Genomic DNA, 16094 nt, shown 5'->3' on the forward strand with positions numbered 1-16094 from the left:
CCTTCTGCTGGCCGGGTGGTCTCGCGGTCCAGGTTACGGACTGCGGGGCGGGGTGGTCGTCCACTTCGGACCCGCGCGGGCAGCCGCGGGATCGCGGCGGCGTCGTCTGGCAGAGTCGGGTGCGTGGATACCTACGACGTGGTGGTGGTCGGCGGCGGGCACAACGCGCTGGTGGCGGCCGCGTACCTGGCGCGGGCGGGTCGCACGGTGCTGGTGCTGGAGAAGCTCGACCACGTCGGCGGCGCGGCGGTGAGCGAGGAGGCGTTCCCGGGCGTGCCGGCGCGCCTGTCGCGGTACTCGTACCTGGTCAGCCTGCTGCCCGACCGGATCGTGGCGGACCTGGGGCTGCGGGTGGCGTTGCGGTCGCGGTCGGCGTCGTCCTACACCCCGGCGGGCGACCTGCTGGTGGAGCGCGACCCGGGCCCGGCGACCGCCGCGTCGTTCCGGGCGCTGACCGGCTCGGACGCCGAGTGGGAGCGGTGGCGGCGCTGGTACGACGACCTGGAGGTGCTGGCGGAGGCGTTGTCGCCGACGCTGCTGGAGCCGCTGCTGTCCCGCGAGCACGCCCGGCTGCGGGTCGACTCGGTGGCGCGGATGCGGCTGTGGGACCAGGTGGTGGAGCGGCCGCTGGGCGAGACGCTGGAGGAGCTGTTCGCGCACGACGTGGTGCGCGGCGTGGTCGCCACGGACGCGTTGATCGGCACGCACGCGTCGTTGCACGACCTGAAGGCGAACCGGTGCTTCCTCTACCACGTGATCGGCAACGGCACGGGGGAGTGGCAGGTGCCGGTGGGCGGCATGGGCGCGGTCACCGGCGAGTTGCTGCGGGTGGCGCGCGAGGCCGGGGCGGAGGTCGTGACGCGGGCCGAGGTGACCCGCGTCGAGGCGGACGGCGTGACGGCCGAGGTGGACTACGACGGCCGCACGGTGGGGGCGAGGTTCGTGCTGAGCGGCGTCGCTCCGTCCACTTTGGACCGGCTGCGCGGTCGGCCGGCCGCGCCGGTGGCCGAGGGCTGCCAGGTGAAGGTGAACATGCTGCTGGAGCGGCTGCCGAGGTTCCGCAGCGGCGTGGACCCCCGGGTGGCGTTCGCCGGGACGCTGCACGTGGACGAGTCGTACGGGCAGTTGGAGGCGGCGTACCGGGAGAGCGCGGCCGGTCGGACGCCGTCGGTGCTGCCGGCGGAGATGTACTGCCACACGCTGACCGACCCGTCGATCCTCGCGCCGGAGCTGGTGGCGCGCGGGTGGCACACGTTGACGCTGTTCGGCCTGCACACGCCCGCCGCGTTGTTCGAGCGGGACAACGCGGGGTTGCGGGACGAGCTGGTCGGCCGGTACCTGGCCGGGCTGAACGCCCACCTGGAGGAGCCGATCGAGTCGTGCCTGGCGAGGGACGCGAACGGCGAGCCGTGCCTGGAGGCGCGCACGCCGCTGGACCTGGAGTCGGAGCTGGGCCTGCCGCGCGGCAACATCTTCCACGACGAGCTGGCCTGGCCGTTCGCCGAGCACGAGGAGGAGGTGGGCCGGTGGGGCGTGGAGACCGACGTGGCGAACCTGTTCGTCTGCGGCGCGGGGGCCCGGCGCGGCGGCGGGGTCAGCGGGATCGGCGGGCACAACGCCGCCATGGCGGTGCTGGAGCGGTGACGCCGTGAGCGACGTCCACAACGAGATCAGCGGCACCGTGTTCGGCCCGGTGCTCCAGGTCGGCCGGGTGGACTCGCTGACCGTCGTGGGGCCGGCCGCGCCGGTGACCCCGGCGAGCCTGCCGGTGGACGAGGGGTTCGTGGGCCGGGCCGCGGAGCTGAACGCGCTGCGGGACTTCCTGTCGCCCGCCGGCGAGCGGACCGCGCTGGCCGTGGTGGGCCTGGCCGGGGTGGGCAAGTCGGCGCTGGTGGTGCGGGCCGCGCACCTGGCGGTCGGGGCGGGCTGGTTCCCCGGCGGCGTGCTGTTCGTGGACGCCCAGGGGTACAACGACGACCGGCGGTTGAGCGCGAACGACGCGTTGGCCTCCCTGCTCCGCGCGCTCGGCGTGCCCGGCGAGGCCATCCCTCCCGGCCAGGGCGATCGCGAGGCGCTGTACCGGTCGCAGCTGGCGGCGCGCCCGGCCGTGCTGGTCGTGGTGGACAACGCGTCGTCGGCCGACCAGGTGCTGCCGTTGCGGCCCGCCGGTCGGGCCCACCGCATGGTGTTGACCAGCCGGGACACCCTGCCGGTGCCCGGCGCGCGGCGGATCGAGCTGGACGTGATGAGCGCCGCCGAGGCCGTAGCGGTGCTGGAGGACGCGGTCCGCGCCGTGGACCCGGACGACGACCGGATCGCCACCGACCCGGCGGCGGCCGGCGCGTTGGCCGGGTCGTGCGGCTTCCTGCCGCTGGCGTTGCGGATCGTCGCCGAGGTGGTGGCCGACCGGCGGGGCGAGGACCTGACCCGGTTCGCCGAGTCCATCGGCGCGGCGCACGACCGGTTGAGCGAGTTGGCCTACGACGACTCGGTCGACGTGCGCACGGCGTTCAACGCCTCCTACGCGCGGCTGCCCGCGGACCAGGCGCGGATGTTCCGCCTGGCCGCGCTCCACCCCGGTCGCACGGTCACCGCCGCGACCGCCGCCGCGCTGGCCGGCGTCACGCCCGCCCTGGCCGGGGTGTTGTTGATCCGATTACGGCGCGCACACCTGCTCCAGCGCGGTGTGGTGGCCGACGAGTACCGGTTCCACGACCTGCTGCGCATCTACGCCGCCGAAAGGTGCGCCGCCGTGGAGTCCGAGGAGGCACGCCGCACGGCGCAGCGCGCTCTGGTGGACCACTACGTGACGCGCGCCAAGGGCGTGCACAGCCACCTGGACCCCGGCTCGGCCGCCCGGGAGGTGTTCGCCGACCGCTCGGCGGCCCTGGCCTGGTTCGACAGCGAGGTGCACAACCTGCCGCCGGTGCTGGACCTGGCCGCGCGCCACGGGTGGCACGCCGAGGTGCGCGACGCGGGCAGCGCGTCGTTCCGGTACTTCGACCTGCGCCGCCCCCCGGAGTGGATGCCGGTCGAGCTGATGGCGCTGGCCTCCGCACGGGCCCTGGGCGACCGGATCGGGGAGGGCAAGGCGCTGAACGGCCTGGGCAGCGCCCACCACCGGCTGCGGCGGTTCGACGAGGCGCTGACCCACTTCCGGAGCGCGTTGGCGTTGTTCTCCGAGGCGGGGTCGCTGCGGGACCAGGCGCACTCGCTCAACAACATCGCCTCGACCTACGCGGTGACCGGCCGCTTCACGGAGGCCGTGCCGCACCTGGAGCGCAGCGCCGCCGCGTACCGGGCCGCCGGGGACCGGGACGGCGAGGCGCGGTGCCTGGCGAACCTCGGCAAGCTGCACAACGACCTGGGCGACCCCGGTCGGGCGATCGACTTCTACCGGCGCGCGCTGGACCTGCGCCGGCAGGTCGGCGACCGGGACGGCGAGGGCGACTGCCTCAACGGCCTGGGCATCGCCTGCGAGCGCCTGGACGCGCTGGACGAGGCCGAGCGGCACTACCTGGCCGCGCTGGAGGTGTACCGGTCGACGGGCAACCGGCACGGCGAGGGGCAGGTGCTGGGCAACCTCGGGCAGGCGCTGGGCGGCGCGGGCCGGTTCGCCGAAGCGCTCGGCTACCACGAGCGGGACCTGGCCATCGCGCGGGAGGTCGGCGACGCGCACGGCGAGGCGATCTCGCTCTACAACCTCGGGCTCACGCACTGGTCGTTGGGCGACGCCGACCGGGCCGCCGAGCACCTGCGGCACGCGGCCGGGCGGTTGGACGAGACGAACGACCCCGCCACGGCCGAGGCGGCCCGCGACTCGCTGCGGCGGCTGGAGGCCGAGCGGACCGCGGGCCGCACGTGGTTCAGAGGGCGGCGAAGAGGTCGGTGACCAGCCGCTGGGCCCGGTCGGCGGTCGCGCCGGACGTCACGGTGATCTCGATCGCGCCGGCGCGGGCGACGACGGCGGTCAGGACGACCTCGCCCGTGACGGCGGTGGCGCGGTACGCCTCGTCGTGGAAGCCGGGCAGGTCGGTGACCTGGCCGTGCTCGCGCCGCCCCTCGGCGAAGGAGGCGGCGTCGACGCCGGTCCGGAAGCGGACCTCGGTCGTGCCGCCGTCGTAGGTGCAGCGCACGACGTTGCCGGCGATCGTCTGCCGCGGGTGGTTGAGCCGCAGCCCCAGGGCCGCGCCGACCACGTCCGGCGGCGCGTCCGCGCAGGTCAGGCCGGCCGCGTCGGTCGCGGCCGGTGACGCCTCCGGCGCGGCGGCCGGCGGGCTCGGCGGCGCGCTCGTGCACGCGGCCAGCACGAGCAGGGCCACGGCGGGGAGCACGGTCCTCATCACGTGCGTAGGTTCGCCCGAACGGCCGCAGGCGTTACCGGCCGTCAGACCGCCTCCAGCCGCACCACGATGGACTTCGACGTCGGCGTGCCCGACCCGGTGGCCGTGGAGTCCAGCGGCACCAGCGCGTTGGCCTCCGGGAAGTACGCCGCCGCGCAGCCCCGCGCCGTCGGGTAGGCGACCACCCGGAACCGCTCGGCCCGCCGCTCGGTGACGCCCGTCGGGTCGTCCGGCCACTCGCTGACCAGGTCCACGTGCTGCCCGTCGCGCAGGCCGAGCGCCGTCAGGTCCTCGGGGCTGACGAACACCACCCGCCGGCCGTCCTTCACGCCCCGGTAGCGGTCGTCCAGCCCGTAGATCGTGGTGTTGTACTGGTCGTGGCTGCGCAGCGTCTGGAGCAGCAGCCGGCCCGGCGGCACGCGCAGCACGGTCAGGTCGTTCGCCGAGAAGTGCGCCTTGCCCGACCGGGTGCCGGTGAACTCGCGGGCGTCGCGGGGCGCGTGCGGCAGCACGAAGCCGTCCGGCCGGCGTACCCGCTCGTTGTAGTCGGCGCAGCCCGGCACGACCCGCGCGATCCGGTCCCGGATCAGGTCGTAGTCCTTCTCGAACTCCTCCCACGGCACGGGGTGCGCCGGCCCCAGCACGGCCCGCGCCAACCGGCACACGATCGACACCTCCGACAGCAGCCGGTCGCTCGCCGGGGCCAGCCGCCCCCGCGAGCGGTGCACGACCGACATGGAGTCCTCGACCGTCACGAACTGCTCGCCGGTGTGCTGCACGTCGCTCTCCGTGCGGCCCAGCGTGGGCAGGATCAGCGCCGTGCGCCCGTGCACCACGTGCGACCGGTTCAGCTTGGTCGACACGTGCACGGTCAGGTCCAGCTTCCGCATGGCCGCCTCGGTCACCGCCGTGTCCGGGGTGGCGGAGGCGAAGTTCCCGCCGACGGCGAAGAACACCTTCGCCGCGCCGTCGCGCATGGCCCGGATCGACGCCACGGTGTCGAACCCGTGCTCGCGCGGCACCTCGATGCCGAACTCGGCCTCCAGCGCGGCCAGGAACTTCTCCGGCATCTTCTCCCAGATGCCCATGGTCCGGTCGCCCTGCACGTTCGAGTGGCCACGCACCGGGCACAGGCCCGCGCCCGGCTTGCCGATCATGCCGCGCAGCAGCGCCACGTTCGCGATCTCGCGGATCGTCGGCACGGCGTGCTTGTGCTGGGTCAGCCCCATGGCCCAGCAGAAGATCGTGCGCTCCGACTCCGCGAGCATCCGGGCGAACCGCTCCACCTGCGCCCGCGGCAGCCCGGTGGCCGCGTCGACCGACGCCCAGTCCAGCCGCCGCACGTGCTCGGCGTACTCGGCGAACCCGTCGGTGAAGCCCTCGACGAACGCGGTGTCGACCGCGTCCCAGGACAGCAGCAGGTTGCCCGCCGCCTGGAACAGCGCCTGGTCGCCGCCCAGCCGGATCTGCAGGAACTCGTCGGCCAGCTTCGTGCCCGCGCCGACCAGGCCGCGCGCGTTCTGCGGGTTCTTGAACCGCAGCAGCCCGGCCTCGGGCAGCGGGTTCACCGCCACGATCCGCGCGCCCGCGCGCTTGGCGTCCTCCAGCGCGGACAGCATCCGCGGGTGGTTCGTGCCCGGGTTCTGGCCCACCACCACGATCAGGTCGGCGCGGGCGAAGTCGTCGATGCCCACCGAGCCCTTGCCGATGCCGGTCGTCTCCGACAACGCCGCGCCGGACGACTCGTGGCACATGTTCGAGCAGTCCGGCAGGTTGTTCGTGCCGAACGAGCGCACCAGCAGCTGGTACAGGAACGCGGCCTCGTTGCTGGTGCGGCCCGAGGTGTAGAACACGGCCTCGTGCGGGCTCGCCAGCCCGTTGAGGTGGGAGGCGACCAGCGAGAACGCCTCGTCCCAGGCGATCGGCTCGTAGTGCGTCGCGCCCTCGCGCAGCACCACCGGCTCGGTGATCCGGCCCTGCTGCCCGAGCCAGTAGTCGGTCTTGCCGGCCAGCTCCGCGACCGGGTGCGCGGCGAAGAACTCCGGGCCGACGCGCCGCCGGGTCGCCTCCTCGGCGACCGCCTTCGCGCCGTTCTCGCAGAACTCGGCGAGCTTGCGGTGCCCCTGCGGCTCCGGCCACGCGCAGCCGGGGCAGTCGAACCCCTCGCGCTGGTTGAGCAACCGCAACGTGGTCGCCGTGCGGGTGACGCCCATCTGCTCGACCCCGCGCCGCAGCGACACCGCGACGCCGGGCAGGCCCGCCGCCCACCGCTTGGGCTCGCTCACGTCGAGCCGGGACTCGTCGATGTCCTGCCGGGGCGGGGTGCGGTCCATGGCCCCATTGTGCAACCAGCCGGTACGCCGCCGGCGCGCCCCGCGCGAGCGCGCCGGCGGTCTGTCCGATCGCCGGCCGCGCCGAGGGCGACGCGGACCGCTGCCACGGGCCCCAAGGGGTTGCGATCGGCCCGTGGAACCGACGTCCTCACCTGCGGCGATCCGGTGATCAACGCTCATTGTGATCGCCGTCACTGTGCTGCGAATCGTCCGATCGGGTGACCTCAGCGGTGGCAGCTGTCGGCCGTCGGCATCGGTCGGTCCGGGTCGAAGTAGTGCTCCGGGTCCTCGCGCGCGTCGGCCCCCACCGGCGCCCCGCGATCCGCGATCGCCGGCGCGAGGAACCCCCGGTCGGCCGCCTCGCACGACATCGAGTAGCGGAAGCCGGACGACTCCCCGGTCCACAGGCCGTGGCTGCCGTCCCGGAAGGTCGGGCCCGAGCGCACCACGTAGGTCATCCTGACGCGATCGAGCGCGACGATGTCCATCGGACCGGTCAGCCGGCCCGGCTCGGCGTGGCGAACGCGTAGGCGATCGCGTAGTTCGTGTGCACGACCAGCTCGCCGGCCTTGCCCGCCTCCGCCCGCATCGACCCGCTGACCTTCGGCGCGACCGGCAGCAGCGGCCACTCCCGCGCCACCCGCGTCACCACCAGGCCGGCCTCGACGTCGTGGCGGCCGTCGAACAGCGGGCGCATGTGGTCCTGCAGGTCCGGGGCGAGCAGCCCCAGGAACGGCTCCACGTCGTGCCCCTCGACCACGCGCCGGTCCAGCCGCGACGTGACGACAGCCCACCGGACCCGTTCGTACGCCGCCGCCACCTGGTCCGCGGTGAACTCGCCGAACGCCTCGGCCCGCGGCACGACGACCCCGGCCTCGCCGTCCGCCCACCCCTCGACGGGCGTGCCGGCGAACGGCCGCGCCGGGTCCACCCCCGACCACGGGCCCGGTCCCGACCCGTCCCGCTCCCGCAGGCTCCACCACGACGCCCCGACGAGCAGCAACACGACGAGCGCCACGGCCGTGACCGTCCGGGCGCGGCCGGTGGGCAGCCGCCGTCGCGGTCGGCGCACCCGCTTCGGGCGCTCGGCGCGGGCCGCCTTCTCCGCCCGCCGGGTCGCCTCCCGGATCCACTTCTCGTCGTTCAAATCCGGGTGGTCTTCCAACCCGTACGCGTCCACAGTCCCCCCAGGCGAGTGATGCCCTCACTCGATCGCCGCGGGGAGCGGACGCGTTACCGCCCGTCGCGGGTCAGTCCGGACAGCCGTCGGTGGGCGACGACGGCGCGCCCAGGTCGAAGTCCAGCCCCGTCGGCAGGGCGGGCTCGGTGAACGCGGGCGCGAGGAAACCCCGCTTCGCCGCCGAACACCCGATCGAGTGCAGCGACCCCACCGACGAGTCCGCCCACAACCCCTCCACCCCGGGACCGCCCGTGCGCAGCGAGTACCGCACCTGGAACCGCGACAACGCCACCACGTCCAACGGCCCCCGCACCGCCTCCGGCCGGTCCGGCGTGAACGCGTACGCGAACGTGTAGTCCGTCCGCACCGCCAACTCGCCCTCCGGCCCCACCTCGGCCACCATCCCGCCGCGCACCTTCGGCTCCGCCTCGGCGAGCCGCACCCCCTTGTCCACCCGCGTCACCGCCAACGCCGCCTCGCCGTCGTTGCGGCCGTCGAACAGCACCCGCAGCGAATCCCGCAGGTCCGGCGCGAACAGCCCGAAGAACGGCTCCAGGTCGTGGTCGCGCACCACCCGCCGGTCCAACCGCGCCGCGACCACCGCCTCCCGCACCCGCTCGTAGGCCGCCGCCACCTGCTCGGCCGAGTACGGACCCACCGGCCCCGCCTCCGGCGCCACGACACCCTCCGCGCCGTCCGCCCACGACGCCGCCGCCGTGCCCGCGAACGGCCGGTCCGGGTCCACCGGCACGCCCAGCCCCCGGCTCACCGCGCCGTCCGTCCCCGTCGCCAGCACGGCCCACCCCAGCAGCACCGCCGCCACCGCGATCGCCGCCCCGACCCAGAACCGCCGCCGCGGTCGCCGCGGCAACGACCGCAACCGCGCCGCCCGCGCCTCCCGCTCGGCCCGCCGCACCACGTCCCGAGCCCACTTGCGGTCCTGCAGGTCCGGGTGGTCCTCGATCCGGTACTCGTCCACGTCACCGCCCCCACGCTCGCCAAGCCCTACCCAAGGCGTTACCAGGTGACGGGTGAGTTGTCGATACGGACGGTCACCGCCGGGGCACCGTGCGGCACCCCGCCATCGGCCACCGGCGCCGCTACCAGGTATCTGGTGAGAAGTCGATACCCGCGCCTCCGTAGACTTTCGGGCGTGACTGAGACCCCCACCGCACCCCAGCGCTCCGAACTCCCGCCGGCCTGGAACCCGGCCGAGGTAGAGGCCGGGCTGTACGAGCGGTGGGTCGAGCGCGGCTACTTCACGGCCGACGCCACCAGCGACAAGCCGCCGTTCACCATCGTGCTGCCGCCGCCGAACGTCAACGGCAGCCTGCACATGGGCCACGCGCTCAACCACAGCATCATGGACGCCCTCAGCCGCCGCCGCCGCATGCAGGGCTACGAGGTCCTCTGGCTGCCCGGCACCGACCACGCGGGCATCGCCACCCAGACCGCCGTCGAACGCGCCCTCGCCGGTGAGGGCAAGTCCCGCCACGACGTCGGCCGCGAGAAGTTCGTCGAGCGCGTCTGGGAGTGGCGCGAGGAGGTCGGCGGCAAGATCCTCGCGCAGATGCGCCGCCTCGGCGACGGCGTCGACTGGACCCGCCTGCGCTTCACCATGGACGAGGGCCTCTCCCGCGCCGTCCAGACGATCTTCAAGAAGCTCTACGACGACGGCCTGATCTACCGCGCCGAACGCATCATCAACTGGTGCCCGCGCTGCCAGACCGCGCTGTCCGACATCGAGGTCGACCACTCCGAGGACGACGGCGAACTCGTCTCCATCCGCTACGGCTCCGGCGACAACTCCATCGTCGTCGCCACCACCCGCGCCGAGACCATGCTCGGCGACACCGCCGTGGCCGTGCACCCCGAGGACGAGCGGTACCGCCACCTCATCGGCACCGAGGTCGAGGTGCCGCTGACCGGCCGGCACGTCCCCATCGTCGCCGACGAGCACGTCGACCCCGCGTTCGGCACCGGCGCGGTCAAGGTCACGCCCGCGCACGACCCCAACGACTTCGAGATCGGCCGCCGCCACGACCTGCCCGCGCTCACCGTCATGGACGGTCGCGGCGTCATCACCGCGCACGGCCTCTTCGAAGGACTCGACCGCTTCGAAGCCCGCCCCGCCGTCGTCGCCGCCCTGCGCGAACAGGGCCGCATCGTGGCCGAGAAGCGCCCCTACAAGCACTCCGTCGGCCACTGCTCCCGCTGCGACACGGTCATCGAGCCCCGCCTCTCCATGCAGTGGTGGGTCAAGGTCGCCCCGCTCGCCGAAGCCGCCGCCGAAGCCGTCCGCGACGGCCGCACCACCATCCACCCGCAGGAGCTGAACAAGCGCTACTTCGACTGGGTGGACAACCTCAACGACTGGTGCATCTCCCGCCAGCTCTGGTGGGGCCACCGCATCCCCGTCTGGTACGGCCCCAACGACAAGGTCATGTGCGTCGGCCCCGACGACGAGCCGCCCGGCGAGGGCTGGGTCCAGGACGAGGACGTCCTCGACACCTGGTTCTCGTCCGGCCTGTGGCCGTTCTCCACCCTCGGCTGGCCCGACCGGACCGCCGACCTGGCCAAGTTCTACCCGACCACCGTGCTGTCCACCGGCTACGACATCCTGTTCTTCTGGGTCGTCCGGATGATGATGTTCGGCCTGTACGCGATGGACGGCAAGCAGCCGTTCGACCACGTGTTCCTGCACGGCCTCATCCGCGACCAGTTCGGCAAGAAGATGTCGAAGTCGCGCGGCAACGGCATCGACCCCATCGACTGGATGGACGCCTACGGCACCGACGCCACCCGCTTCACCCTGCTGCGCGCCGCCAGCCCCGGCTCCGACATGGCGCTCGCCGACGAGTGGGCCGCCGGCTCGCGCAACTTCACCACGAAGCTGTGGAACGCCTCCCGCTTCGCGCTGAACAACGGCGCCACCGCCGACCGCCCCCTCCCGCCGCGCGACGAGCTGACCGACGCCGACCGCTGGATCCTCGACCTGCTCGACCAGCTCGTCACCGACGTCGACGGCCACTTCGAGAACTTCCAGTTCGCCAAGCTCAGCGAAGCGCTCTACCACTTCACCTGGGACGAGTTCTGCGACTGGTACCTCGAACTGGCCAAGGTCCAGCTCGCCGAGGGCGGCGCCCGCGCCGACGCCACCCGGACCGTCCTCGGCCACGTCCTCGACGTGCTGCTGCGGCTGCTGCACCCGCTCACGCCGTTCATCACCGAAACGCTCTGGACCACCCTGACCGGCGGCGAGTCCCTCGTGGTCGCCGACTGGCCCCAGCCCACCGGCGCCGCCCGCGACGAGGTCGCCGCGACCCGCGTCGAAGGGCTCAAGAAGCTCGTCACCGAGATCCGCCGGTTCCGCTCCGACCAGGGCCTCAAGCCCGCGCAGAAGGTCGCGGGCAAGGTCCGCGGCGCGTGCTGCGTCGACCTGCTCGACCAGGTGCCCGCCGTGCGGTCGCTGACCCGCATGACCGAACCCGGCGACGACTTCACCGGCAGCGTCTCCCTCGACGTCGGCCTGCCCAAGGGCACCGTCAAGGTCGAGCTGGACCTGTCCGGCGCGATCGACGTCGTGGCCGAGCGCAAGCGGCTCGCCAAGGACCTCGCCGTGGCCGAGAAGGAACGCGCCCAGTGCGAGGGCAAGCTCAACAACGCCGCGTTCCTGGACAAGGCCCCCGCCGACGTCGTGGCCAAGATCCAGGCCCGGCTGGCGGCGGCCAACGCCGAGATCGACCGCATCCACGCCCGCCTCGACACCCTCCCGCAGGACAACTCGTGACCGGGTTCGAGACGGGCGGGCTGGAGGAACTGCGGCAGGTCGAGTCGGAGCTGAACACCCGCTGGCCCGAGACCAAGATCGAGCCGAGCCTCGACCGGATCCGCGCGCTCGCCGACATCCTCGGCGACCCGCAGACGTCCTACCCGGTGGTGCACGTCGGCGGCACCAACGGCAAGACGTCCACGTCGCGCATGATCGACGCGCTGCTCACCAGGATCGGCCTGCGCACCGGCCGCTACACCAGCCCGCACCTGCAGCTCGCGACCGAGCGGATCAGCGTCGACGGCGCGCCCATCAGCCCCGAGCGGTACGTCGAGATCTACCGCGACATCGAGCCGTACCTGTCCATCGTGGACGCGCGCGGCGACGTGCCGATGAGCAAGTTCGAGGTGCTCACCGGCATGGCGTTCGCCGCGTTCGCCGACGCCCCCGTGGACGTCGGCGTGATCGAGGTCGGCATGGGCGGGTCGTGGGACGCGACCAACATCGTGGACGGCAAGGTCGCCGTGATCACGCCCATCGGGCTCGACCACGTCGAGTACCTCGGCGGCGACCTGGCCGGCATCGCCGCGGAGAAGGCCGGGATCATCAAGCCCGGCGCGGTCGCGCTGCTCGCCAAGCAGGAGGCCGCCGCCGAGCAGGTGCTGCTGCGGCGGTGCGCGGAAGTGGACGCCACCGTGGCCCGGCTCGGGTCCGAGTTCGGCGTCACCCAGCGCGACATCGCCGTCGGCGGGCAGGTGCTGCGGCTCCAGGGCCTCGCCGGCGAGTACGACGACGTGTTCCTGCCCCTGCACGGCGCGCACCAGGCCGCGAACGCGGCGCTCGCCCTGGCCGCCGTGGAGGCGTTCTTCGGCGCGGGCGCCGACCGGCAGCTCGACGTCGAAGCCGTGCGCGAGGCGTTCGCCACCGTCACCTCGCCCGGCCGGCTGGAACGCGTGCGCACCGCGCCGACCGTCCTGGTCGACGCCGCCCACAACCCGCACGGCGCGGAAGCGCTGGCCAAGGCGCTGGACGAGGAATTCGGCTTCCGCAAGCTCGTCGCCGTCGTCGGCGTGATGCAGGAGAAAGACGCCGTGGGCATCCTCAGCGCCCTCGAACCGGTCGTGCAGGAAGTCGTCCTGACCGCCAACTCCTCGCCGCGCGCCATGGACCCCGACCTCCTGGCCGGCGTCGCGATCCCGATCTTCGGCGAGGACCGGATGGTCGTCCAGCCGCACCTCGACGACGCGATCGAGGAGGCGGTGCGGCTCGCCGAGGAGAGCGACGACGGCGACATCGTGTCCGGCGGCGGCGTCGTGGTGACCGGCTCCGTCGTCACGGCGGGCGACGCGCGGGCGCTGTTCGGCAAGGAGCCGTCATGACCTCCACCCCGCAGCCGGACCCGCAACCGGAGCCGGGCTCACAGCCGGCCGCGGAGGGGCGGTCGACGTCGGCGCCCGCTCCGAAGAAGGACCCGATGAAGTCCTTCCGCGGCATCATGGCCGGCACGCTGATCCTCGAGGTGATCGTCGTCGCGCTGGCCCTGCCGGTGGTGGCCAAGCTGGCCGGCGGCGTCGGCACCGGGACCGGTTACCTGGTGCTCGGGCTGATCGTCGCGCTCATCGGCACGTGCGCGCTGCTCAAGCGCCCGTGGGCGGTGTACGTGATCGTGGCGATCCACGTCGTGATGGTCGCGTCGTGGTTCGCCCTGACCGCGCTCGGCGGGATCGGTGTCGTGTTCAGCCTGGTGTGGGTGTACCTGCTGTGGCTGCGGCGCGACGTGGCCAAGCGCATGGCCCAGGGGCGGCTGCCGAGCCAGCAGGCGTAGCTCGAACGGGCCGCCGCGCGTGCCCTTCCGACCGCTCTGTCGATCTTCTCGTGCACTCGAACGAGTGGCTGCCGCGCGGGCTATTGATTGCTTTATGTGGTGATCAGGACGGCCCGGCACCCGATGTGGTGAAGGTTGACTCGATCGAGGGATCGAGGCCTGAGATTGTCGGTGCCGCTCCCTATGTTGCGTCGCGTGGGTTCCGGCGCACAGCGCCGGTCCTCTTCTGCGAATACGACGCTGATAGGACCAGTGGCACATGACGACTCTTCAGCAGTCCGCCGATCAGGGGACGCTGATCGACCTCACGACCGAAGAAGGGAGTCGCCCGGCCGGCTCTTCCGCTGCGGATCCGTTCCCCGTGGTCAACCCTTGGGTGAAACGTGGTGGCGGTGCGCCGTACGTTCCCGGGAACCCGCAGGAGATCCTCGACCGCCTCCGCGTCGTGCTGCGCGCGGTTGACGAGAACAAGGGCCCGGAGCACGAACTGAACTGGCCGTCAGGCGGCACGACGGTGCTGCAGGAGGCAGTTCAGTGGTTGAGCACCTCAGGGCTGATCGCGCGTGAAGGCGTGCCGTCACGGTACGTCCTGACGGCGGCAGGACGCCGCTTCCTGGACGATCGCGATGAGCTGTTCCTGGTGGCGACCTTTCACGCGAACATCCGGTTCTTCGGGGAGATCCTCGCCGAGTTGGGTGACGGGCTGACCCATGCAGAGCTGAACGCCCTCGCCAAGGAGAAGTACGGCCTTGCCTGGAGCTCGTTGGATCAGGTCCGGCGTCGGGTGTACTGGCTGCGGGCGACCGGTGTGGTCGACTACTGGAGTAACAACCGAATCGTGCTGACTGACGTCGGCAAGGCGCTGCTCGACCGGTTGACATTGGCAGACCCGGTCGGCCTGGGCGGAGACGAGGGCTCCCCCGCCCTTCCCCCTCCCTCGTCGGAGCTCGCGGCCTATCTCGACAGCCTTGACGACGCGGCGCTCCACGCACGAACTCGCGTTATCGGCTACATCGCGGGTGGGATCAATACCGCGACGATTCGACTGCTGGTCGAGGAGGCGCTGTCCCCGATCCCCAGAGCGCGGTTCATCGCATTGTGCAGCCAGATCTGCCGAGTGAAGCCCTCCTCGGCGGAGCATACCTTGAATACCTTCAAGTCGTTGGGCGTGATGGAGCAGGTCGGCGCCGACGCCTTCTGTGCGACGCCGCCGGTCGCGGAGTGGGTGTCGTCCTCCGGCACACCATTGGATCTCGTGCGGATCCTGCACGGCAAGGTGGCACTCGTCGGTGAACTGCTCGACGTGATGTCCCCGCGAACGGACGCCGGTCGGATCACTCGTGCACTCGCGAGCGCCTACCCGAAGATCAACCTGTCGCGCGACGAAGTTACCCGCAGGCTGGTGTTCCTCAAGGAAGCCGGACTCGTCGAGCGGCTGGGAAACCAGCTCCGCAGGACGCCGGCGGGCGCGAGCTTCGCCAAGTCGGTGCGTCTTCTCCCACAGGAAGAGGACGGTTCCGCCGATCATGAGAGTGGAACCGGCAGCACTGATCACCGATCGGTGGTGCGGCAAGCGCAGGAGCGCCTCATGGAGACGGCGCTCAACAGCGCCGAGCCACAGCGTTTCGAAACTGCCGTGGCCGACGCGTTCCGGTTGCTCGGGGTCGATGTCGAGCAGCTTGGCGGTGGCAGCAAGACAGACGCGCTGATCAGCCTGTGGGTGTCACCGACCGACCGGGTGAAGGTGGCGGTGGAGGCCAAGACCGACAGTGGCGGCGTGGTCACCGAGCAGGACGTGAAGTTCCCGGCACTGGCCGAACACCGGAAGCGACACGGTGCGCGCGTGACCCTCTTGATCGGGCCGAGCTTCAACCGCCGGCTGACTCAGTGGGCAGCGGACGAGGAGGTCGTGCTGGTGACGGCGCGGCAGCTCGCGGATTCGCTCAACCGACAGGCCAGCGCCCCGCTGTACCCTCGTGAACTCAGCAGCTTGCTCACCGAAGGTGACAGCGATGCCCGGGAACGAGTATGGCGCCGAGTCGAACGTCGCCAGTCGGTCGTGGCGCACGTGCTGGACATCATGTGGAAGAGCGCGAACGATCCGGTCGACATCGAGTATGGGCAAGGCGCCCTCGGCGTCAGCGAAATCTGGCGTGAGAGCAAGACGCTCCTCGACAACCCCATGGACCGATCCGAGATCGAGGAAGCGCTGTCGTTCCTCTCGACACCGCTCCTGTCGGCGGTGAGCAGGGTCGGCCACAATCACGTCGTCAACACCCCGCCCGTATTGGTCGCAGCCAGGCTCCGGATGCTGGCCGACATGATCGAGAACCGGGGGAAGCCGATCGCCACCAGACCTTACCGCTCGGAGTTCGCGCAGCCCGCTGCACCAAAGGCTGAACGGCGGCCGGAGCGTCCGGACGTGGATCCGAGCGCGGTGCGGGCCTGGGCAACCGCGAACGGGCGAGCGGTGAGCCAACGCGGTCGACTGCCGGCGACGTTGATCGACGCGTTCCGCGCCGCGAGTGCCGGGCAAACTCCGACGCTCCCACCGGAGGAAGCGGGGGCGAGATAGGGGTTGCTCATCCCCTCGGTGGGGAGCGTCCGCTCATCCACGTGGGACATGCGGTTCGGCTCTTCC

General features: G+C 72.3%; 11 protein-coding genes. 6 read left to right on the forward strand and 5 right to left on the reverse strand.

The window, feature by feature from the left end; genetic code table 11:
• Positions 1-123: 123 nt before the first annotated feature.
• Positions 124-1644 carry a phytoene desaturase family protein gene (locus ACFXGA_RS12610; RefSeq protein ID WP_378087148.1) on the forward strand — a complete coding sequence of 507 codons (1521 nt, stop codon included), beginning with the start codon at positions 124-126 and terminating at the stop codon, positions 1642-1644.
• A gap of 4 nt (positions 1645-1648) precedes the next feature.
• Positions 1649-3892 carry an ATP-binding protein gene (locus ACFXGA_RS12615; protein ID WP_378087150.1) on the forward strand — a complete coding sequence of 748 codons (2244 nt, stop codon included), beginning with the start codon at positions 1649-1651 and terminating at the stop codon, positions 3890-3892.
• On the opposite strand, the gene ACFXGA_RS12620 is transcribed toward ACFXGA_RS12615, so the two are convergent.
• The 5 genes from ACFXGA_RS12620 to ACFXGA_RS12640 all read right to left on the reverse strand — a co-directional run bounded on the left by ACFXGA_RS12620 (position 3867) and on the right by ACFXGA_RS12640 (position 8835).
• The gene (locus ACFXGA_RS12620; RefSeq protein ID WP_378087152.1) at positions 3867-4343 is read right to left on the reverse strand and encodes a hypothetical protein; all 477 of its coding nucleotides are present in this window, start codon (positions 4341-4343) and stop codon (positions 3867-3869) included. The genes ACFXGA_RS12615 and ACFXGA_RS12620 overlap by 26 nt on opposite strands.
• Before the next feature lie 44 nt (positions 4344-4387).
• Positions 4388-6676: an FdhF/YdeP family oxidoreductase gene (locus tag ACFXGA_RS12625; RefSeq protein WP_378087154.1), complete on the reverse strand. Its 2289-nt coding sequence runs from the start codon at positions 6674-6676 to the stop codon at positions 4388-4390.
• Positions 6677-6900: 224 nt separating this feature from the next.
• The gene (locus ACFXGA_RS12630; protein ID WP_378087156.1) at positions 6901-7134 is read right to left on the reverse strand and encodes a hypothetical protein; all 234 of its coding nucleotides are present in this window, start codon (positions 7132-7134) and stop codon (positions 6901-6903) included.
• A gap of 38 nt (positions 7135-7172) precedes the next feature.
• Positions 7173-7823 (reverse strand): hypothetical protein, encoded by a 651-nt coding sequence (locus ACFXGA_RS12635; RefSeq protein WP_378087158.1) that lies wholly within the window; start codon positions 7821-7823, stop codon positions 7173-7175.
• 103 nt (positions 7824-7926) lie between these two features.
• The gene (locus ACFXGA_RS12640; protein ID WP_378087160.1) at positions 7927-8835 is read right to left on the reverse strand and encodes a hypothetical protein; all 909 of its coding nucleotides are present in this window, start codon (positions 8833-8835) and stop codon (positions 7927-7929) included.
• 174 nt (positions 8836-9009) lie between these two features.
• Between ACFXGA_RS12640 and ACFXGA_RS12645 the strand changes: the two genes are divergently transcribed.
• The 4 genes from ACFXGA_RS12645 (at position 9010) to ACFXGA_RS12660 (ending at position 16028) form a co-directional block, all read left to right on the forward strand.
• Entirely contained in the window at positions 9010-11646 is a 2637-nt protein-coding gene (locus ACFXGA_RS12645; protein ID WP_378087162.1) for a valine--tRNA ligase, read from the forward strand.
• Complete coding sequence (locus ACFXGA_RS12650; RefSeq protein WP_378087164.1) at positions 11643-13007, forward strand: bifunctional folylpolyglutamate synthase/dihydrofolate synthase; 1365 nt, start codon at positions 11643-11645, stop codon at positions 13005-13007. The genes ACFXGA_RS12645 and ACFXGA_RS12650 overlap by 4 nt, the downstream gene beginning before the upstream one ends.
• A 95-nt stretch (positions 13008-13102) precedes the next feature.
• Entirely contained in the window at positions 13103-13453 is a 351-nt protein-coding gene (locus ACFXGA_RS12655) for a DUF4233 domain-containing protein (protein WP_378087220.1), read from the forward strand.
• 259 nt (positions 13454-13712) lie between these two features.
• The gene (locus ACFXGA_RS12660; RefSeq protein WP_378087166.1) at positions 13713-16028 is read left to right on the forward strand and encodes a histone-like nucleoid-structuring protein Lsr2; all 2316 of its coding nucleotides are present in this window, start codon (positions 13713-13715) and stop codon (positions 16026-16028) included.
• The last annotated feature ends 66 nt before the right edge of the window (positions 16029-16094 follow it).

The sequence above is a fragment of the Actinosynnema sp. NPDC059335 genome, from assembly GCF_042752395.1.
Lineage (GTDB): Bacteria > Actinomycetota > Actinomycetes > Mycobacteriales > Pseudonocardiaceae > Actinosynnema.